Below are 20406 nucleotides of genomic sequence, written 5' to 3'. Positions count from 1 at the left end.
AAAAATAAAAAATTCAAGGCGTAAAAAAACGCCTTACGTTTAGAGTAAGTACAAAAACTATGTGTTTTTTTTATTGTTTATTCTTTAGGAGCTTGAGTAAGCGCACCAACTTCTAGTAGGGGTGATGCATCTAATTTATCTGCATCCATCATTGCTGCTACGCGCTGCATTGATGAGAGTAAAAGACTCTGTTCCCATTCAGCTAGTGCAGAGAACTTTTCAATAAAGTGTTCTTGCAATGGCTGAGGTGCTTTTTCAAGTAACTCTTTTCCTTTGTCGGTGAGGTATAAACTCACTCGTCGTTTATCCATTTGACTGCGTACGCGTGTTACTAAATCTCTACTTTCGATTCTGTCGAGAATGTTGGTGACGGTTGCCGGGCTTAAATTTACATTTTGGGCAATACGACTGGCCGTTATGCCATCTGTTTGAGAAACTTCCTGCATTATAAGCAGTTGTGGCCCCGTTAAGCCTGCCGTTTTATTAAGTTGCTTAGAATGTAGATCAATTGCACGGATCACTTTACGTAAAGAAACTAATAACTCGTCATATTTTTTCATTTGCTTGTCTCGTCGAAAGAGCGGTGGTTTGCCGTAATCGCGAAATGTTACACATCAAATAAATTGAATTCAAATTATATATTGTATTTAAACCCGATTTTATGGGTTTTTATTAGTTTGAGCTGTAATTAATATCAGCATAATGTATTTGCATATAATTAAATGTTCTTAACAAGTTGTTAGCTAAGATTTGCGCACAGTACGTATGTTGGCGCTTATTCGCAAGTTTTAACGGTTAGACTTTAGTATTATTTAATAACAACTGTTAGTACAAAGTAATTGTTTGTAAGTTACCTGTGTAAATATTAATCCGCTATGAATAAATTAATACACAGTGCATTTAGTATAATCAATATTTAGTGCGTATAGTTTATACTTTGAGCATGCTTTATTGTGTGCGTATTAGCACCAAAAATCTTTAGTATCAGTATTATAGGACAAGGTATGAAATTATCGCCATCAGTCAGTATTGAGCACACCGAAACCGGTCTTGAATTCATTAATGTAACGAGTAATTTGTGTGATGCAAAAATATTTTTGCAGGGCGGGCAAATTACCGAGTTTAAGCCTAACGGTAAGGCGCCGCTTATTTGGGTATCACAAAATGAAACTTTTTTAGAAGGTGCCAGTATACGTGGCGGAATCCCTATTTGTTGGCCGTGGTTTGGTACACATGCTAATGATGGTTGGCCCGCTCATGGTTTTGCACGTACAAGTTTATGGCAAGCAGACGAAGTACACGAGTCTGACGAACAAATTACAATAAGCTTAAAGTTACCAATGAAGTTAGTTAACACAACGTATTGGTCGCATCAGTCAGCATTAAAAGTAGAGTTTGTATTAAGCGATAAATTACAGGTTCGTTTAACTACAGCTAACTTAGGAAATACGCCATTTAGTTTTACCCAAGCACTGCATACATACTTTCCTACATCGGACATAAAAAATACTCATGTTGATGGTTTGCAAAACGCACAATATGTTGAGTTTGGTGAAGGACCATTTTTGCAAAATGAAATTGTTGGCTTTGAACGCGAAACCGACATGGTTTATACACAAGCAAGTACAAAGCAAACCATAAACACACCCGAGGGTGTTATTAGTGTAAGCCGCGAAAATTCAAGTTCGTGTGTACTTTGGAACCCGTGGATTGAAAAATCAAAACGTTTATCTAACTTTGCTGATGACGAATATAAAACAATGGTGTGTTTAGAGGCTGCTAATGTTTTAGATGATGCAGTAACGCTTGAGCCAAAACAAAGCCACACTTTAATAACCACCATTAGTTGGCAAGCTAATAATAATTAAAAGCAGTGAAAGGGACTAATTGTGTTTAACAATCAACAAATAATGGATTTACCAAAGCATAGTGATATTAGCTTTAAGCCTTTGGCCGATAAAGCACTACTGCATACGCAACTTAATTGGCTCGCATTTTACATTCCTTTAATAGGAGTGCTAATTGCTGTTTGTTATTTTAACGAGACTTTTGCTAATAATGCACAAACGTACTTATTAATAGGCGTACCAATTTTAGTAGTTATATCAATGCTGTACAACATGCTGGGTATAAAGCTGCAAGGCGTTGCTGTACGTAGTCATGATATTGTTTTTAAAAAAGGAATTATTTGGCAGCAAGTCACTATATTGCCGTTAGCGCGTGTGCAACACATAGAAATACACAGAGGGCCAATAGAGCGAAAGCTCGACCTTGCTAGCTTAAAGTTATTTAGTGCCGGTGGCGTAAGTGCCGATTTGCAAATTAGCGGTTTAACCCATGATGATTGTAAAAATATACGTCAGTTTGTACAAAGCTATCGTCAAGAAAACACTTGCCCAGAATTAGAGTTTGCTGATGAATAGCGCAACAACAGATGAGCAAACGCGCACTTTGCATTGGCAAAAGGTATCGTCTTGGGCGCTTTTATATTTTGTAGTGCACTTTAGTGTGCGATTTATAAAGGATGGCTTACTTAACTTATTACCAATGCTTGTCGTGTTTGTTACACAGGTCGAAAACAAACTGTTTTGGGCGCAAGTAGCGGGCGCAATTGCCTTGGTTTCGTTACTTGTTTACTCATTTTTATATTTTTTAAATTTTCGATTTTGTATAAGCGACGAGAACGAAATACTGCTTAAAAAAGGTGTATTTAAAAAAGAGCGAATTACCCTTAGTTTTGCTCGCGTTCAAAATGTAAATGTTGCTGAGCCGTTTTACTTTATCCCCGTAAATTTAGTTAATTGTATTGTTGATGCCGCCGGTAGTGTGTCGCAGGAGGTTGTTTTACCTGGGCTGACAAAAGACTATGCACAGCAGATGCGCAAACAAATTTTTGCTTTTAAAGCGCAACAACAAGAAACAAAACTCGATGAGCAAAGCGAAACAGATATTACCGAAAACAGTCTGCGCATTAGTAACAAAGAAATAGCCAAGTTTGGCTTAATGTCTAACATGGCAATATTAGCTATTGCAGCGCTTGCTCCGTTTATAAATATGCTCATCGACTTTTTAGAAAAAGAAATAGTATCTAAAGTTGAGGGATTTTATCAGCAAGAGCTTGGCATAATGGCAAATGCAGCTACGTTTGCGATGATCACTCTTATTGCCATGTTAGTTTTAATGGCTGTTATGCTTTCGGTGACTATGTCGCTTATTCGTTTTTATAACTTTGAACTTTACTTTAAAGGTCAAAAGTTTAAGCGTATTGCTGGGTTGTTAGAACGCCACCAGTTATCCATGAGTATGGATAAGGTGCAGTCTATTGTTATAAAGCAAAATTTAATGGGGCGGATATTAAAGCGATTTACCGTTGAATGTTTACAAGCGAGTAGTGGTGGTGCGATTGCAGGTGTTGCAGCTAAAAAAAATAAGCAAACACTCGTATTACCAGTACTAAGCGCCGAGAAAGTAGATAGCGTGTGCCAATGGATTTACCCGTGGTTTAATAGTAAAAAACTCGCTTTTAAGCGCGCAGAGCGAGCGCTTTTGTATAAAAACTTAGCTTTTTATGCATTATTTCCCAGTGCATTAGTGTTTGGTTTTTGTTTTATTACCGAAACTAACAGCTTGATTAGCCTTGGCGTACTTGCTGTTTTTTCTGGCTTAGTGACCTTGTCGTATCAACGTTATGGCTATTATTTACATGAAGATAATGGTCGATTTTATATGGTTGTACGCAAGGGTATGATTGGTGTGCATTATCGTGTTTTTGAGCTTTATAAAGCGCAAAGTGCACGCGGTATAAGTACGTATTTAATGCGTAAATCAGGCTTAAAAAGCTTATACATACAACTTGCTTCAGGCTTTGCATTTATGCCTTATATAAAGCAACAAGATGCTGACTTTATTATCGATTTTACAATCAAGCAGATTGAGTCAGATACCCGCAGCTGGATGTAATACCTCTCTTCATTAAAAAACAAGGCATGTGTAAATACACATTTGCACATGCTTTATTACACTTTCTTACTGCCCATGAAAGACATTTAATAATACCCTAGATGGTATTAAGGAATTATTTTAGGGACACTCATGAAAAAAACACTTATCGCTTCTGCTTTATTACTCTCTGCACCAAGCTTTGCCGCTGATTGGCAAACTATTCATACCGAACACTTTAATATTCACTATAGTATTGAGCATACTGACTTTGCTAAATCGAGCGCAATAGAGCTTGAAATAGTGCGTACTAAAGTGCTTGAGCAGCAAAACCGAGCACTCGATAAAACAGTTGATGTAGTGGTGTTTGATCCCTTAAATGCAGCCAATGGCTTTGCGCTACCTACCTCAAATAATCCTGTAATGGCGCTTTTTACAACCCCACCACAATCCGATACAGTTATATCAAACAGCGCTGGCTGGCAGCAATTACTTATACTGCATGAATATATTCATTTAGTGCATTTAGCACAGCCTACACGTAACGATTGGCAGCAAAAAGTACGTGGCATATGGGATTTATACGACTTAACCTACAGTGATACGCCGCGCTGGGTAGCCGAAGGTTATGCCACGTTAATTGAGTCTAAAATGACGGGTCGTGGGCGTTTGTTTGATAACTACTCTGAGTCAATACTGCAAGAATTTGCTCAACAGGGCGCACTGCCAACCTATGGGCAGTTAAATGGCGAACAGGGTTTTATGGGCGGCTCAATGGCGTATTTAATGGGGAGTCGCTTTTTAAATTGGTTAGAGAGAAACTATTCAGAGCAAACACTTGATAGCGTTTGGACGCGAATGCAGGGCGTAAAAACTCGTGATTTTGATGAAGCATTTAGCGGTGTGTTTGGGCAAAGTGCAGCCAAGCTATATCGCCGATTTATAGCTGAATATACCTATAAAGCAATGCAAATAGAGCAAGGAGAGCCGTTACTTAATAGTGAGCTTTGGCTTGAGCTTAACTTATATGCAAGCAATCCCGCTCTTTCAAAAGATGGGAGTAAAATTGCAATTGTTGAGCGAGATAAAGAGAGTAATACCAAGCTCATAATTTACAGCACTGATGACAACATTAAAGCGCAAGAAGAGTTTACTAAAGCGCAAAAAGAGCTACTCGAAAACGATGCACAAGACATTCCTGATACAGCGCCAAGTGTATTTAAGCGTGAACAAAAACAAGTGCTTAATCAAATTAACCGAGCTGGTATTGCAAACCCGCAATGGGTAAATAATACAACGTTATATTTTAATGCGTACAGCAATGAAGAGTCGGGTATTTATAACAAAGTGTCTGACATATTTAGCTATAACACTGAGACTGGTAATATTGAACAGCTTACCGAGCTTGCTGGTATACGCCGCTTTAACGTAACCAGTAACGGTGAAACCTTATATGGCGAGCAAATAAGAGATGGCTACTCTGAATTAGTGAAGGTTGACCTCAATACGCAAACCATCACGCCATTATTTACAAAAAGCCTTGAGACAACTTACGATTACCCAATTCTCAGTCCTGATGAGACTAAGTTAGCTTATTTATCAACGTCATTAAATGAAAACTGGCAATTGTATATACAAGATATAAACGGCGAACAACAGCTATCGGTACCTATGCCAAACGGGTATCAATATTTAAGTCAGCCGAGCTTTAGTCTTAATGGCGAGTCACTTTACTTTGTTGCAGGTTTAAATAGCGCCACCGATATTTATAACTACAACATAGTGAGTAAAACACTCACCAAGTTAACCCAAGGACAAGAGGCAGTTGCCCACCCAATTGAAATAGCTGATGGCTCGTTGCTCTATTTTTCGATAACCGCAGATGGACCAAATGTAAAAACACTGCCAAAAGCTATAAATAGCACTGTAGTTACAGAGTTTGCAGCTAACAAAGAAGCACCGTTGCTAATAGTAAACGAACATACACTTCCAAAAGCTAAAATATATACGCACGAAACTACAGAGCAAACAAATTACAACGTACTCGACCAGCATGCTACTTTCGCGATTGGCTCTCAGTATTATTCGGCTTCAACAAGTTTGTTAGATTTAAGCATTAAAAGTAGCGACTTATTAAAACAGCTCGACCTGCAAGCGGGGTATAGCAGTGATTTACACGATGGAGCACTGCACGGTGGTTATGTGCAGGCAAAATATAATGCGCTTGATGTAAAACTGAAACTAGCACTGTTTGACTACAATTTAAATACATCGCGCCAGTACCAAGCAAGTTTAAATGCCGACATAGATGCCCGAGGTGGTTTTGCCGCAATAAGTTACCCAGTTAAATTTGGACAGCTAAGTGTCACGCCAGAGCTTGCCTACAATTACACTGATTATAAGCAAAGTCATAAAAATTGGACGCGTTTAGGCGTTGCTCAAAATTGGCAATATGATCGTCAAGATTTTGCAATAGGGCAAAGTGTATATGCGAATTGGTACGATGGCAGCACCAAAAATAATAATTGGCAAGGTTACGATTTAGCCGCTCAAATTTTTGGTAAAGCGTTTGGTATTCCTCTTTATGCAAACTTTGATCAAAAACAACGTGACGGTAGCAGCCTTGCATTAGGTGGCTTTAGTTCCAACCTTATTAATCAGCAGCAAAGTAGTGATTATGTACTTTCATCTGAGCTGCCTTTTTACAGCGCAACTGCAAAGCGCTATCAAGGTTACGGTGGCGGCTTTAGCCTTAAAGAAGGCATGCCGTGGTTTTATTACAAGCAACACCAACTCGATGATGTTGTATATGCACAAAGTTACGGCTTAAAGTACCAAGGTGATTTTAGTTTTGGAATGGGCCCTGCGGGTGTAAACGATTTAACATTTAATATGGGGCTTTCGCGAGTAGAAGGCGATAGTTTTGAAGATGAAATGCGAGCGTGGTTAAGCTTTTATTATTCACTTTAACGTTTAAAGTTAACCACGGTTTGGCTAAGTTATTTGTCCATTTGTAACGACAGTAACTTAGCCTGATATACATTAAGTTTTTGATTATCACGTTCTAGCTCGATTGCTTTTTCAAGTAAGGTTTGAGTTTGTTTAGCATTACCCTGTTGATAGCGAATTTTAGCGAGTTCTAAATATAATTCTGCGATATACGGCGCTTTGGTAATAGCTTGCTCGAGGTGGTTTTTTGCTTTATTTATTTGCCCTAGCTGTAAATCGTTTTTAGCGATTACAAGCAGTTCATAAGGGTCGCTCTCTTTATTAACTAATCGCTTAGTTAATTTTTCTGCGAGTTCATTTTTCCCGAACTGTTTTGCCAACAATTTATAATTACTAAGCAGGTTAATACTAGGTGCTTTGTTATCGAGTGCTGTTTGATAAATTATCTCTGCATTTATTAGGTCGCCAGCACGGCGATGTAAAATTCCCGCCATGTTAAATAACTCAGGGTCATTAGGAGTGTATTTGTTTGCTTGTAAAATAAGTGAGTAGGCAGTATCGAGCTGTTCTTCTGCTAATGCCGTAGCAGCTAAATTACTATAAAACTTAGAAACTAAATCGTTGTAATCGGCACTGCCTGAATAAAAACTACCACGACTAGGAAAGTAGTTAATTAAAGTACCCACTCTAAAAATATCAATAATATTATCATCTTCTTTTGGTGCATATACTTTTGTTTTAAAATGGTTAGCTACATAAACAAGGTTACTTTCTTTTGCATACACAGGCTCGCTAGTTACTTCTTGAAAGCTGGTTTCTAAGCCAAGCGTTTGTGCATAGCTTTGTGTTAAAACGGCTAAACTTATGCAGTTACCTTGAGAAAGATTTAAAGTTTGAGCTGAAGTAAGTGTATCGCCATGGTATTTAAAATTAGCTAAGTGGTTTTCGAGGTAGTTGAAAATAATGCGGTCATCACGGATATGAGATTGCCTTTGATTTTTGGCATAGGCTAATAACTTTTCTTTTTCAGCGGTTGGCAACTCAAAAATACTGTGCTCAGAAAGGGTATCTAGCTTGTTAAACAAAGAGTGATTAAATAGCTGTTCAAGCTGTATTTTTTGCTCTACTTGCTGAACTTTGGTTGTGTTACATCCAACTAAACATAAAAAAGTAATACAGACTGCTATTTTGTAAAACATCATAAATCCACTCCATTGTTAAATTTTACATTACAATGAGGTGGGTTTTTAATCAAGTATTTGCTGAGTGGCGCTTATTAGAGCGATTTTTTTGTGACTGTTTTTTACGTTTTCGGCGAGTAAACCATAAATAAAAGCCCGTGCCGGCTAGCCACACAGGGCTCAAGCCAATTACGCACCACAGTATTTTACTAATAAGCCCTGCAAAGTAGCCAAAGTGAAGCTTTCTAAAGCTATCAATTACTTGCCAGCCAACACCTACTTCACGAATATCCCAGTTAGTTAAATGTTCGCCTGTTTGCTTATCGTAGCTAACCGTATTGGCATATTCGCTCGCAAGCGGGTTGGTTGTATCTACTTCGCCAAATAAAGTAATGTTTTCGTCAGGCTCGAGTGGCATAACTAAAAACGTGCCGTTAAAAGTGGGTATTTGGTTTTTACTATCGTCTAGTATGTGTTGAAAAGAAATATCGCTACTGTGTAAGTTTTTGGTTAGTACAAAGTGTTCTTCTTCAGCGTGTTCAATAACTTCGTGATACCACACCGCCCAGTTAAAGTAGCCACCTGTAATAGCTAAAATAATAATGATGGGAGATCCTATAACCCCCGTCATTTTATGAATGTCGCTAAGTACTATTTGTAGTGTTGCACGCCAGCGCACACTAAATAGACGCTGCCAAAATTTACGATAAATAATAAGCCCAGTAATACCCAATACCAATAAAAATAATGCAAAAAAGAAGCCTAGAACAGTGCCGGTTTGCCCTGGTAAGTTTTTAAAGTCGTTAAGTAAAAAGGTGTAATGCAGTTCTAAAAACCAATCAGTAAAATAATGGCTGGTACCTACAGGCTCTGACAAAATGTCACCCGTATACTGGTTTAAATGAAACTTATACCATTGCTCTGTACCGCGTTTAATTAAGTAAACCCGATCAGCAGTATCATCGTTAAATATTTCCCAACTACCTACTACATACTCTGGGTAAGTATGCTCTGTTTTAGCAATTAATTTATCGATTGGCATACGCTCTGGTAATGCTTTTACAACAAAGTGACTGCTTGGCATAAGCAAGCCATCTATTTCACTTTTAAAAACTAATACACTGCCAGTAATGCTAATAACAATCAGCGGAATAATTGCTGTAAGAGCGATCCAACTGTGAATTTTAAAAAGAGTTTTTCTCATAGATAGCTTTATACGTAGTAGTTAATGTTTTGCGCATGATAACAACTATCATTTTTATTTAAAAGTTGGTGTTATAACTTTCAATAAAACCTACTAACTGTGAACTTAATTCCACGCTTTTGTATACCCAACTTGCCAGTACCTGAAACAAGAGTTTGCTATTTAGTTGAGTTAAATTTACTCGGCTTTACAATGCCGCGCTCATGGTAAAAACCTTTTAAAACAAATGTTTGATAAAAGCTTTTATTTGTATTTTTAATTAACATTTATTTAACGAACGAGGTTGTTTTGGCGCATTATTTGCCTATATTGTCTTCATTTATTTTGGTGTTTAGTTTTTTACCATTATTAAATAAAATTCGAAAAAATCGTAGTGTCTCAGGTTTATCACTATTAATGATGACATTTGGGTTGGCGCAGAGCCTTTACTTTATAACTTACAATATTTACTTTGAGCGTTTTTATATTGCATTACCATTTTTTGTAACGGGTGCATTGAGTGGGCTTATTTTGTATTTTTTTGCACGTTATAACGCAGCTCCACGAGAGCGTGTGCAGTTGGTTACCATGTTAGGTTTTTCGTTACTGCCTTTTTCGCTGCTTTTAAATTCTAATCTTGATACTGCAACAGTGTTAAATGCTTTAACTTATGTAGGGCTTGTGATGAGTTCGGTACGAGTTATGCCGCAAACTTATAAAACTCTGCGTACGGGTAATGTGAGTAATTTAAGCGCACGCTATTTTAGCTTACAGTTTATTGCAGGTATTTGTGGTTTAATTGTTGAGCTTACAGCTGCTGTACCAAGTACGGCGCACTTACTTATGTTTATTATGCTATTGCTTACCAATGCGGTGCAATTTGGTTGCATGCAATATTATAGAATGCGACCAGCAATTATTTAAACGCTACTTTCATTCCTATTTAGCTTTGTTTATGGCAAATTACTTTATCTAATAAAAGGATAAAGTATGAATTGGAATCAGTTTGGGTATTTCTGTCGTGTTTATAGCTCTAAAACACTCAGTGCAGAGCAAAAAGTTGAATTAAGTACGCAGTCACATTTAAATGTTTATACCAATAGCGGTATGGACGGTAAATTAGCACATGATTTAGTGACGCAAATTGCATCTCAAGATGAAGCAACGTCGCAAAAACAAGCTACGCATTATCAATGTTTACCAGAGTTAGTTGATGAATTTAAGTTTGAGTCTAAGGGTTGGCTTGGTTACTTAACCATTGTGTTTGTTATTTATGTTTTATCCTCTTTGTTGTATCAGTCTTTTGTTGTGCCTACTTTTGTAGAGATATATAGCACGCACACAGTTTCTTTAAATCATGTATTTGATGATTATTTTACTTATTGGTATGTGCCAATCATTTTATTGGTTTTATTATTAAGTATTATTTTTACAGTTATTTTAAAGCTTAAAAAAGCGAGTGCTCTAACAGAGCTACAGCCTTTTTCAGGTTTATTTAAAGTCCTCATTCCTCGCCAATTAATTAATAAATACAACTCTTTAATTACCACGTTATTATTTCCAAGTAATTATAAAGAAGGTGTTAAAGCTTCTACACCCCAAACCGAGCATTTAGCCAAATGCGAGTTGTTAGGTTTAGAAACACAAAAAGAATTTAAAGCGTTATTAAAGCAGCAGTTAAAATTGCTTAATGCGCATATTAAAAGCTATATAAATAAGCTCGTTATTATTTATGGTTTAGTCATTGTTGTGTCTATTTACCTGTTTGTTAAAGCGGCTTATCAACCAATATTTATGCTAGGAGATGTGTTATGAAAACGAAAGGATTTACGTTAATAGAGTTGATGGTGGTGGTATCTATTATTGGTGTTTTAGCTGCGGTTGCTCTACCTCAGTACAGTAAGTATATGCAAAAAGCAGAACTTGTTGACCCACTTGCAATGGCTGCTGCCATTCGAGAAGACGTTACTGTTTATTATCTTGAAAACAGACGCTTTCCAGCAAGTAATGAGCAAGCGGGTGTACCTGCAAGTAAGTTCTTAATTGGTAATAGAGTGACGGGCATCACAGTCGATAATGGTGCTATTCATATTAGCCTCGGTAATAAAGCTTCACAGCCTTTGCAAAATACAGTTTTAACATTCAGACCAGCAGTAGTAACGGGAAGCCCTACAAGTCCAATTGCATGGTTATGTGGATTTGACGAACCAGTAACTGGCATGCAAGCAGTTGGCGAAAACAGAACAACAGTACCAAAAGAAATTTTACCTTCAGCGTGTATATAAAATAGTTTAGGGGATTAAAATGCAATTAACTATTCATCAAATTGATGCATTTACGAGTGAGTTATTTAAAGGTAATTACGCGGCAGTGATCCCACTTGAATCGTGGTTAAGTAACGATTTAATGCTAAAGATTGGCGCTGAAAATAACGTATCTGAAACTGCTTTTACCTGCCAGCAAGACGATGGCAGTTTTGTTATTCGCTGGTTTTCACCGTTAATGGAAATAGATTTTTGTGGTCATGCCACACTTGCGGCAGCCTATGTTTTATGTGAAGAGCATAATATATCGCAAATTCGCTTTATTGCTGATGCGGTGGGCGAGCTAATCGTTAATAAAAACGCTGATGGTAGCTTTGCAATGACCTTTCCTAAACAAGCACCGATTGAGGTACAAAATGTACCGCAGCAATTGCTTGATGGCTTGTCTATACAACCGAGTAAAGTACTTAAAAATCGTCAAGCTTACTTTGCTATTTACGAAAGCGCTGATCAAATAATTGAATTAACAACTAACTCTGAACTTTTAAAAACACTTCATCCACTGGATGTAGTGGCTACAGCACCTAGTGATGAATATGATTTTATATCTCGTTATTTTTGGCCCGCAAGCGGTGGCGACGAAGATTATGTAACAGGCTCTATTCATACGGGGTTAGCCCCTTTTTGGGCGCAGAAATTAGGAAAAACTACGTTAAGTGCTTATCAAGCTTCAAGCAGAGGCGGGGAGTTAAGCTGTGAAGTGGGTGATACAACGGTAACTTTAACCGGACATGCTGTAAGGTATTTAAAAGGCACTATTTATATTTAATTTTTAAATCTCGCTCTATAAAAAAGGCCACGTTTAACGTGGCCTTTTTGCTCAACTTTAGAAGTTGCTTACGCTTCTAACGCTTTTGTAATTAAACGGTCAATATATTTTTTATGCGCTTTAGTTGCTGTATCAGCTCCCCACGCCACACTAGTATCGGCTATTTGAGTTAGCTGATATAACGCCGCTGTTTTAGCTAAGTTATCGTATTTACTTGCTCTGCCAAGACCTGCAATCGCGATTAGCTGATTCACATACTCTATTTGTAAGTTGTGGCTAATAGAGTTTGCGTCTTTGCTTTTTACAAAAATGTTGGCGGTTAAATCTTCCATAAACTGAGTTAGGCTATATTCGTTACCATACAAAGCAGTATCAGAAATACGCAGCAATACGGCTGGGTGTAATAGCTGCGCAAGTACAGATTTTTGCATACCTAAAATCATTTTGTGTGCTTTAGGGTCTTCATTTTTACCAAAGTGATTAAAGCCACGACGTTGCAGTTGTAGGTAGCTGTATAGAGGCTGCATGTTTTGCAGTACGTCTGGTGCAAATACAAACTTGGCTAATATATCCATCGCTTGTGTTTGACGCTCAAGCGATACCGGTGTAAATGGTTTATCTGCGTTTGTATCACCTACTACAGCCCGCTCAACGTACACACCACCAATTTGGCGAGAAACAACATTTGCTTGAGCTCTATACTGACCAAATAAGGTATTAGCAGAGGTAACAAGTTGTTGGTAAGACTCACCTTTAACCGTTGCTTTATCCTTTAGCTCAGTAAATAGTTTATTAATTAGCGCCATACGATCTGCGCCATAGGCCGCAGGGTTTGACGACAAATCACCAATCATTACACGTGGATCGATATGGCGACCTGGTGCGCGCATATCGTCTGCATCGTTACCAAAGGCAAGGGCGTGTTCACTTGAGCGAGCAAGTATTTTTTCAAGTCTAGCTTGCTCAGCAGCTTCATCTGCAAGCGCTACGCTGTAGCCATAGTTAATTGCCCAATCATCGTAAGGACCAGGTTTTGTTTGAAAAATATCACCTTGCTGCATACCAATTGGGGCAATGTTAGCGGGTGCATAATCCATAACAGAACCGGTTACTATGCCTTGGGTTTTGTTTTTATCGTGTACTTCTTTTTCATCCCACAAAATTGATGATTTCATATTGTGGTTAAGACCTAAAGTATGACCAACTTCGTGAAGTACCAATTGCGTTAGACCTTGGCGAAGCATTTCTTTATCTTCAATTTTGTCGCCGCTAGCAAGGCCTTTGGCAAGCATTAGATTTTGTTGAATCTCATGCCCTAGTGAGCAATTTAGCTCGCCGGTATTTGTTGTTTCACCGTGGCTCATTGTTCCTTGTGTGAAAAGTGTGTCGTAAATCCAACGGTTTTTCATAAATACAAATTCAAGCATAATGTCTGAACCCAGTATTTCGCCTGTTAATGGGTTAGCAAGTGCAGGTCCGTATCCGCCAAATGGAGGTTTAGGTGATGAAGTCCAACGCAGTACGTTGTAATTAATATCGCCCGCATCCCAATCTGCATCATCTGGTTGTACTTTTACCTCTAAGGCATTTTTAAAACCGGCTTTTTCAAAAGAAGTATTCCATGTTAAAACAGCGTCACGAATAGTATTGCGCCATTCAATAGGTGTGGTGTTTTCTATCCACCAAGTAATTGGTTTTACTGGCTCTGAAAGCGCTGCACTTGGGTCTTTCTTTTGTAGATCCCAACGTTTTATAACATCTTGATAAGGTGCCCAATCGGTAGATGTCATTTGATCAAATTGATTTGTGAAATAACCAATGCGAGCATCATCCATACGGGGTGCATAGTTGTTGCTAGGTAGAGCAACAAACGAGTGCTGAACTTTTACCGATATACTACGCGGATCGCTTACTGCATTTGAGCCGCGTACCGTTGGACTTGGGTTAGTAAATACATAATCAACAACCACATCTAAGTTATTAGGATATGGACGCTGTTTAATAATGCGTGATTTTTTATCGTCTAACTTGCCTACTTTAAAGCGCTTTTTAGCGTTTTTATCGGCAGGATTTGGTGTAGGCGACACTTTATGAAGTGCTTCGCTTAAAAATAACTTATTTACATTGAATGCTATTTTACCGTCTTCTTCTTTTTCTATTTTAATGCTCGCAAGTACCGCTTCACTAATATTGGCATCACTCGCTTTTGAAATGGCACTGTTTTCGTCAAATTTATAACGAGGTGTTTTGCTAATAATATCGATACGATCAAAGTATTTTCTAAATTCAATTAACTTAGTTTCACGGTACGAACCACGATAATGACCTGCATCTGTAACGCCATCAACAGTATGGGCAAAATATACAAACGGTGTATTAAGTTGGGACTCGTTAATCACCATAAGGTGCTTACCGGTTTTTTCGTCTTGATAAAGGCTAAATATACCGGCAAATTCGGTTTGCCCTTTAATCATTTCACTAAGAGTTTTTGGTTCTTTATCTTCTTTTTTATCGGCTGCAAATGCATGACCGCTAAGCGCTAAACTAAGTGCAAGCGTAATTGTAGTTAACTTCATTTTGAGACTTTTAATATTTGTTAATATAATTGGACTGTACGTAAATTAATATTATTTAACACAGCTACGCGATGAAATTCGATGCGCTTACTTTAACCATTTGATTTAAATAAATAAAAGTTTGTAACAAAATATAACTAACAGATTAAATTACAGACATTTATTTTTACTGCGCAATTATTAAGATGATTTAAGTTATAACTGCAACAGTTGCTTACAAATGTCACCTTAATGTTTCATTTAGCTCTGTTATTATAACGTTAATAGAATTTTGGGGATAATAAGGTATGCAAACAAATTCACTTAAATGGGTTTTTCCATTTGTAGCGCTAATTGTTGGTGTTGTTGGCTTTATGGGAATAAATGCCATTGCACAAGAGCCAGAAAAAAAAGAAGTAATTGATACTCGCCCAACGGTGCAAGTTGAGCCTGTGACTGCAAACGATCACCAAGTTATTATAAATAGTTACGGCGAAGTTAAGCCTCTTGAAAATACACAGCTTTCGGCGCAGGTGTCGGGCGAGGTATTAAGTTGGCACCCTAATTTTGTAGCCGGTGGCGTAGTTGCTCGTGGCGAGACGCTATTTACTATCGAAAAAGATAACTACGAAGCTGCCGTACTTGTTGCTGAGGCAGAAATTGCTCGCGCACAAGCAGGCTTAATAGAAGAGCAAGCGCAAGCGCAAGTAGCGGAGGACGAAGCAAAGCGTTTTCCAAGTAAAGCGCGTACAGATTTATTTTTACGTAAACCTCAAGTATTAAGTGCACAGGCATCTGTTAAGTCGGCGCAAGCTGCATTAAAACGTGCACAGCGTGACTTAGATAATTGTGATGTTACAGCCCCTTACGATGCTTTAGTGATTAGCCGTAGTGTAGGTGTTGGGCAGTACGTAACTATAGGTTCGCAAGTTGCTGAGCTAAACAATATTGAAACCGCCGAAGTGATTATTCCTATTGCAGGGTTTGATAGCGTATTTTTACCAAAACGAATTAAAGGCATTAAAGCTACTGTTGTTCAAAAAGGCTTAAATAGTTTTACCCGAGAAGGGGTAATTGACCGTGATTTAGGGATTATTGATAACGCTACGCGTATGACTAGTTTGGTAGTGCGTATAGATGACCCGTATGGACTTAAAAATAAGCAACCAACAGTTAAGTTTGGTAGTTACGTTCAGGTAAATTTTGCAGGATCAATACTTAATAATATTTACCGTTTACCGCAAGAGTTAGTTAATAACAAAACTGTATGGATAGTTAATGAAGAGCAACAGCTTGAACCACGAAAGGTAACCGTTATTCGTGAAGAAGGTGAGTATTTTTATATCAGTGGTGGTTTACAAGCGGATGATAAGTTAGTTATCACTCTGCCAGAATATCCGCAAAAAGGCATGGCTGTAAAAATCGTTGGTACTCAAAATACTAAAAAAATAGATGCACCAAAAAGTGCCGCCACTGAAGAACTATAAGGGTAGATTGAGTTATGAATAACACTGAACTACCAAATACAGCGCCAAAAGCTGAAAAGCAAACGGGTATTATTGCTTACTTTGCTAATAACTCAGTAGCTGCAAATTTAATGATGTTTTTCATCATTGTAATGGGATTGATAAGTTACTTTACGATTCAGCGACAAATGTTCCCTAACATAGAAGTTAATTACATTAATATTGAAGCTAATTATCCTGGTGCTTCACCACAAGAAATCGAAGAAAGTATACTTATTAAAGTTGAAGAATCATTAAAAGATATAACAGAGATTAAAAAAGGTGTGTATCGCGCATTTAGAAACAGCGGTAGAGCCAGCCTTGAAATTAATACCGATGCAGAGCTAACCGACGTGCTTGATAAGGTAAAGTTGCGTATTGATGGTATTGCTACTTTCCCCTCAGGTATGGAACCGGTCACCATAAGTCAGATTGAGTTTCGTCAAGACGTAATTGGTATGACGTTGGTGGCTGATTTACCCTTAATTGAACTAAAGCCTATAGCAAATCAAATAGAAGATGAATTACTACAGTTATCTAATGTATCGTTGGTGGTAAACGATGTACCGCTTGATGAAATTGCTATTGAGATAGAGCCAGATACGCTACGCCAATATAATTTAACACTCAGTGATGTAATGAATGCAGTGCGTCGTCACTCTGCTAACTTTTCGGCGGGGCAATTAAAAACAGACGCAGGTATTATTTCTGTTCGAGTAGAAAATCAGTTTTACTCTGGTGAAGAGTTTAGACAAATTCCGGTAAAAATTGGTGCTAATGGCGCTAAGGTATTACTGCAAGATATTGCGATAATTAAAGACCAATTTACTGAAGGGGAGCGCTACTTTAAATTTAACGGTGAAAATGCAGTTTATTTATCGGTAAAAGCAACGGAAGAGCAAAGTATTATCCCCGTGGCTGATTCAGTGAAAGCGTATATTGATCAAAAAAATAAAGCGTTACCACCGGGAGTGCGTCTAGAGCCGTTGATGGACTTTACCTACTACCTAAATGCACGTTTAGATATGATGAAAGCTAACCTATTTCAAGGCGCTATTTTGGTCGCAATTATGCTATCAATCTTTTTACGCTTTAAATTGGCGCTTTGGGTAATGATTGGCTTACCGGTGTGCTTTTTGGGCGCGATGATGATGATGCCATTGTTTGGTGTGACGATTAATATTGTGTCTTTATTTGCATTTATTATGGTGCTAGGGATTGTGGTGGACGATGCCATTGTCATAGGCGAAAGCGCCTACACCGAAATAGAGAAAAAAGGTGGCGGTGTTGTTAATGTGGTCAATGGGGCAAAGCGTGTAGCGACTCCAGCTACTTTTGGTGTACTTACAACCATAGCTGTGTTTGCACCATTTACGCTTTCTAGCGGTCCTGAAAGTGCTTTATTCTACGGTATTTCGGTAGTTGTTATTCTGTGCTTAATTTTCAGCCTTATTGAATCGAAATTAATTTTACCAGCGCATATTGCACATACGCATTTTTCACCGATTAAACCCGACGGTTGGCGTGCGCGTTTTAATAATCGTTTTTTTGGTTTTGTTAATGGTCCTTACAAACAATTTATAGTGAATTGCATAGAGTGGCGCTGGACAGTTATGTTTGGTTTTATTGCGCTGTTAATCTTAACTTTTGGTTTGATTTCATCTGGTCAAGTTCGTACGATCCCTTCGCCTAAGGTACCCCACGATTTCCCTCAAATTAATCTAGAAATGAATGATAATGTGTCAGACATTCAAACCATTAACGCGATTCGTGAAATTGAAGCTATGGTGCTAGAGGTTGATAGAGAAACAGAGCGTAAAGAAGGCCAGAAAATGGTGCGTGATGTACTGGTGTTTAATCAAGGTCGTACTGAGGCGCAATTACTCGCGCCATTAGTAGATGAAGATTTACGTTTATATAATGCATTTGAGCTGTCTCGACGCTGGCGTGAAGCGATGCCAGATATCGCAGGTGTTAAATCACTAACTATTCAAGATGATGTTGGTGCTGGAGGCGGTGGTAGTGATGGCGAGTTTGGCTATTTATTATATGGATCAGATATCGATACGCTTAATAATGCGGGTCGTCGTTTTATACAGTTATTACAACAGCAGGAAGGTTTGTTTGATATTAGCTCAACTATCGACCCAGCAAGCAAAGAAATACAAATGAGCTTAAAGCCTGTTGCTTACGACTTAGGTTTAGACTTAGCGGCGATAGCGAATCAAATTGGGGCAAGTTTTTATGGTGGCGAAGCGCAGCGTGTTATTCGTCGTGGTGAAGAAGTACGCGTAATGGTGCGTTACCCTAAGCTCACTCGTGAAGCATTTTCATCGCTTAAGCATGCGGTTGTTACAACACCACAAGGCAGAGAGGTTTTATTAGGAGATGTGGTTGAGCTGACAGAAACACCTGGTATTAGCTATATTCGTCGAGAAGGTGGTTATCGTACAGTGTACGTTTATGGCAACATTGACGAAGAAGCAATCGAACCGGGTGAGGTGGTTAAACAAGTTAAAGAAAACCTACTTCCACAACTTAAAGAAGAGTACCCAAGTGTTAAGTCTGAATTAGGCGGCGCAATAGAAGAGCAGCAAGCACAAGCAAATGAGCAACAATTGTTTTTTATTGGCGGTATGATTTTAGTTTACATATTATTGGCTGTACCACTTAAAAGTTATTCACAACCTTTAATAGTGATGTCGGTTATTCCATTTAGCCTGACAGGCGCAATTTGGGGGCATTACTGGTTTGGTTTAGACATGAGCTTAATGTCGGGTTTTGGCTTGATTGCTGCTGCTGGAGTAGTTATTAATGACTCGTTGGTAATGACTGACTTTATTAATCAGGCACGCCGCGCAGGCGTTCATACTAAAGATGCCGTAATAGAAGCTGGTTGCGCTCGCTTTAGGCCTATATTACTTACCTCAATTACTACATTTGCAGGTGTACTGCCAATTATGTTTGAAACAAGCTTGCAAGCTAAGTTTGTTATACCTATGGCTGTAGCACTTGGTTTTGCTGTTATGTTTGCAACATTAATAACACTTATATTAGTGCCATGTTTGTACATTATATTAAGTGATATTGGTAAGGTGTTTCCACGCATTTTAGGTGGGATTAGAACTGTATTTAAACGTCGCCCGCAGAAGGTTTCGTTAAACAAATAAAGTACTAGGGTCTGTTGAACTTTCAAGGTTAAATTTGCAGCAGTCTGTTTGGTATTTAGGCAAGGCAGAGCCTATACAGTGTGGTTATTCCCCATAAATAGGCGATAACGTAGCATTAATGCCAAACAGGCGCTGCCCAAAGGGTTCTTCCTAGAGGCTATTTACTCTTTGTTGCTCGGTTTTGACTTAGCCCACTAGGTTACAAATCTCGCGCCGCGATTAAATAGCCCCTAGTTTGAACAAATTTTAATCCGCAAAGATCAACAGACCCTAGCATAACAAATACAAAAAAAGCACTCAACGGTTAACGTTGAGTGCTTTTTTATTGTTACTACTTTAAGTAGTTACAACAATAAAAATTAATCTTTAAATTGTTTATGGCAATCTTTACAGCCTTTAGCCCATGCACCAAATGCTTTACCAATTACGGCTTTATCGCCCGATTGAGCTGCTAACGCTAGCTTATCTGCATTTGCTGCAAAAGCATTCGCTTTTTCAACAAAGGTTGCATTTTCGGCCCAAACAGCAGCAAGTGCAGCTGTGTCGCCTTTATCAGTCCCTTCGTAAAACGCTTCCCATGGCATTTTAGATAAAGCAGCGGCGTTGTTAGCACGCTTTTGAAATTGCTCTGCGTCAAAAGGTACTTTGCCTTTTAGCATTGCGCCCATGTCGCCAATTTGAACTGAAATCATAGAAAATGCTGCTTGGCGGTATTCAATAGCATCGCTTGGCTCTTTAAATGCTGAGTTAGCTGATACGCTAAGCGTACATGTTGCTAATGCTATTGTTGCTAAGATTGTTTTAAATTTCATAGTTTGCCCCTGTTGAAAA

Annotated in this window: 15 protein-coding genes; 10 read left to right on the top strand and 5 right to left on the bottom strand. The window is 38.3% G+C overall.

What is annotated here, in order from left to right; translation table 11 throughout:
- Nucleotides 1-77: 77 nt before the first annotated feature.
- Complete coding sequence (locus I6F65_RS09305) at nucleotides 78-560, bottom strand: MarR family winged helix-turn-helix transcriptional regulator (protein WP_024609990.1); 483 nt, start codon at nucleotides 558-560, stop codon at nucleotides 78-80.
- 444 nt (nucleotides 561-1004) lie between these two features.
- Here I6F65_RS09305 and I6F65_RS09300 point away from each other — a divergent pair, with 444 nt between their 5' ends.
- The 4 genes from I6F65_RS09300 to I6F65_RS09285 all read left to right on the top strand — a co-directional run bounded on the left by I6F65_RS09300 (nucleotide 1005) and on the right by I6F65_RS09285 (nucleotide 6909).
- Nucleotides 1005-1868 (top strand): D-hexose-6-phosphate mutarotase, encoded by an 864-nt coding sequence (locus I6F65_RS09300; protein ID WP_197112565.1) that lies wholly within the window; start codon nucleotides 1005-1007, stop codon nucleotides 1866-1868.
- 21 nt (nucleotides 1869-1889) lie between these two features.
- The gene (locus I6F65_RS09295) at nucleotides 1890-2423 is read left to right on the top strand and encodes a PH domain-containing protein (RefSeq protein ID WP_024609988.1); all 534 of its coding nucleotides are present in this window, start codon (nucleotides 1890-1892) and stop codon (nucleotides 2421-2423) included.
- A complete protein-coding gene (locus I6F65_RS09290) occupies nucleotides 2416-3960 on the top strand; it encodes a PH domain-containing protein (RefSeq protein ID WP_197112563.1) in 1545 nt (514 codons plus the stop codon). Before I6F65_RS09295 ends, I6F65_RS09290 begins: the two co-directional genes overlap by 8 nt.
- A gap of 132 nt (nucleotides 3961-4092) precedes the next feature.
- Nucleotides 4093-6909: a hypothetical protein gene (locus I6F65_RS09285; protein WP_197112560.1), complete on the top strand. Its 2817-nt coding sequence runs from the start codon at nucleotides 4093-4095 to the stop codon at nucleotides 6907-6909.
- 29 nt (nucleotides 6910-6938) lie between these two features.
- Here I6F65_RS09285 and I6F65_RS09280 read toward each other — a convergent pair whose 3' ends face one another.
- Nucleotides 6939-8090, bottom strand: coding sequence for a lipopolysaccharide assembly protein LapB (locus I6F65_RS09280; RefSeq protein WP_197112558.1), 1152 nt, complete (start codon nucleotides 8088-8090; stop codon nucleotides 6939-6941).
- A 49-nt stretch (nucleotides 8091-8139) separates the two neighbouring features.
- Nucleotides 8140-9273 (bottom strand): PepSY domain-containing protein, encoded by a 1134-nt coding sequence (locus I6F65_RS09275; RefSeq protein WP_197112556.1) that lies wholly within the window; start codon nucleotides 9271-9273, stop codon nucleotides 8140-8142.
- Nucleotides 9274-9561: 288 nt separating this feature from the next.
- On the opposite strand from I6F65_RS09275, the gene I6F65_RS09270 reads away from it, so the two are divergent.
- From I6F65_RS09270 to I6F65_RS09255, 4 genes are all read left to right on the top strand, one after another.
- On the top strand, nucleotides 9562-10176 hold the full coding sequence (locus I6F65_RS09270) for a PQ-loop repeat-containing protein (RefSeq protein ID WP_197112554.1): 615 nt from the start codon (nucleotides 9562-9564) through the stop codon (nucleotides 10174-10176).
- Between the two features lie 66 nt (nucleotides 10177-10242).
- A complete protein-coding gene (locus tag I6F65_RS09265; protein ID WP_197112552.1) occupies nucleotides 10243-11067 on the top strand; it encodes a hypothetical protein in 825 nt (274 codons plus the stop codon).
- On the top strand, nucleotides 11064-11537 hold the full coding sequence (locus tag I6F65_RS09260; protein WP_197112550.1) for a pilin: 474 nt from the start codon (nucleotides 11064-11066) through the stop codon (nucleotides 11535-11537). Before I6F65_RS09265 ends, I6F65_RS09260 begins: the two co-directional genes overlap by 4 nt.
- Nucleotides 11538-11556: 19 nt before the next feature.
- On the top strand, nucleotides 11557-12345 hold the full coding sequence (locus I6F65_RS09255) for a PhzF family phenazine biosynthesis protein (protein WP_197112548.1): 789 nt from the start codon (nucleotides 11557-11559) through the stop codon (nucleotides 12343-12345).
- A 68-nt stretch (nucleotides 12346-12413) separates the two neighbouring features.
- Here the strand turns inward: I6F65_RS09255 and I6F65_RS09250 are convergent, their stop codons facing one another.
- A complete protein-coding gene (locus I6F65_RS09250; RefSeq protein WP_197112546.1) occupies nucleotides 12414-14921 on the bottom strand; it encodes a zinc-dependent metalloprotease in 2508 nt (835 codons plus the stop codon).
- Nucleotides 14922-15208: 287 nt separating this feature from the next.
- Between I6F65_RS09250 and I6F65_RS09245 the strand changes: the two genes are divergently transcribed.
- Nucleotides 15209-16387 (top strand): efflux RND transporter periplasmic adaptor subunit, encoded by a 1179-nt coding sequence (locus I6F65_RS09245; protein WP_197112544.1) that lies wholly within the window; start codon nucleotides 15209-15211, stop codon nucleotides 16385-16387.
- Between the two features lie 14 nt (nucleotides 16388-16401).
- Nucleotides 16402-19575, top strand: coding sequence for an efflux RND transporter permease subunit (locus I6F65_RS09240; protein ID WP_197112542.1), 3174 nt, complete (start codon nucleotides 16402-16404; stop codon nucleotides 19573-19575).
- Nucleotides 19576-19934: 359 nt separating this feature from the next.
- Here I6F65_RS09240 and I6F65_RS09235 read toward each other — a convergent pair whose 3' ends face one another.
- On the bottom strand, nucleotides 19935-20387 hold the full coding sequence (locus tag I6F65_RS09235) for a cytochrome c (RefSeq protein WP_166112664.1): 453 nt from the start codon (nucleotides 20385-20387) through the stop codon (nucleotides 19935-19937).
- Nucleotides 20388-20406: the final 19 nt, after the last annotated feature.

The organism is Pseudoalteromonas sp. SWXJZ94C, from assembly GCF_015864385.1.
Taxonomy (GTDB): domain Bacteria; phylum Pseudomonadota; class Gammaproteobacteria; order Enterobacterales; family Alteromonadaceae; genus Pseudoalteromonas.
This window is presented reverse-complemented; position numbering and strand designations above follow the sequence as displayed.

Excerpts from the sequence above, each read along its gene's own strand:
- I6F65_RS09255 (WP_197112548.1), top strand. The coding sequence starts at position 11,557 with ATGCAATTAACTATTCATCAAATTGATGCATTTACGAGTGAGTTATTT.
- I6F65_RS09290 (WP_197112563.1), top strand. The coding sequence starts at position 2,416 with ATGAATAGCGCAACAACAGATGAGCAAACGCGCACTTTGCATTGGCAA.
- I6F65_RS09275 (WP_197112556.1), bottom strand. The coding sequence starts at position 9,273 with ATGAGAAAAACTCTTTTTAAAATTCACAGTTGGATCGCTCTTACAGCA.
- I6F65_RS09240 (WP_197112542.1), top strand. The coding sequence starts at position 16,402 with ATGAATAACACTGAACTACCAAATACAGCGCCAAAAGCTGAAAAGCAA.
- I6F65_RS09235 (WP_166112664.1), bottom strand. The coding sequence starts at position 20,387 with ATGAAATTTAAAACAATCTTAGCAACAATAGCATTAGCAACATGTACG.
- I6F65_RS09250 (WP_197112546.1), bottom strand. The coding sequence starts at position 14,921 with ATGAAGTTAACTACAATTACGCTTGCACTTAGTTTAGCGCTTAGCGGT.
- I6F65_RS09265 (WP_197112552.1), top strand. The coding sequence starts at position 10,243 with ATGAATTGGAATCAGTTTGGGTATTTCTGTCGTGTTTATAGCTCTAAA.
- I6F65_RS09285 (WP_197112560.1), top strand. The coding sequence starts at position 4,093 with ATGAAAAAAACACTTATCGCTTCTGCTTTATTACTCTCTGCACCAAGC.
- I6F65_RS09260 (WP_197112550.1), top strand. The coding sequence starts at position 11,064 with ATGAAAACGAAAGGATTTACGTTAATAGAGTTGATGGTGGTGGTATCT.
- I6F65_RS09305 (WP_024609990.1), bottom strand. The coding sequence starts at position 560 with ATGAAAAAATATGACGAGTTATTAGTTTCTTTACGTAAAGTGATCCGT.
- I6F65_RS09300 (WP_197112565.1), top strand. The coding sequence starts at position 1,005 with ATGAAATTATCGCCATCAGTCAGTATTGAGCACACCGAAACCGGTCTT.
- I6F65_RS09280 (WP_197112558.1), bottom strand. The coding sequence starts at position 8,090 with ATGATGTTTTACAAAATAGCAGTCTGTATTACTTTTTTATGTTTAGTT.
- I6F65_RS09245 (WP_197112544.1), top strand. The coding sequence starts at position 15,209 with ATGCAAACAAATTCACTTAAATGGGTTTTTCCATTTGTAGCGCTAATT.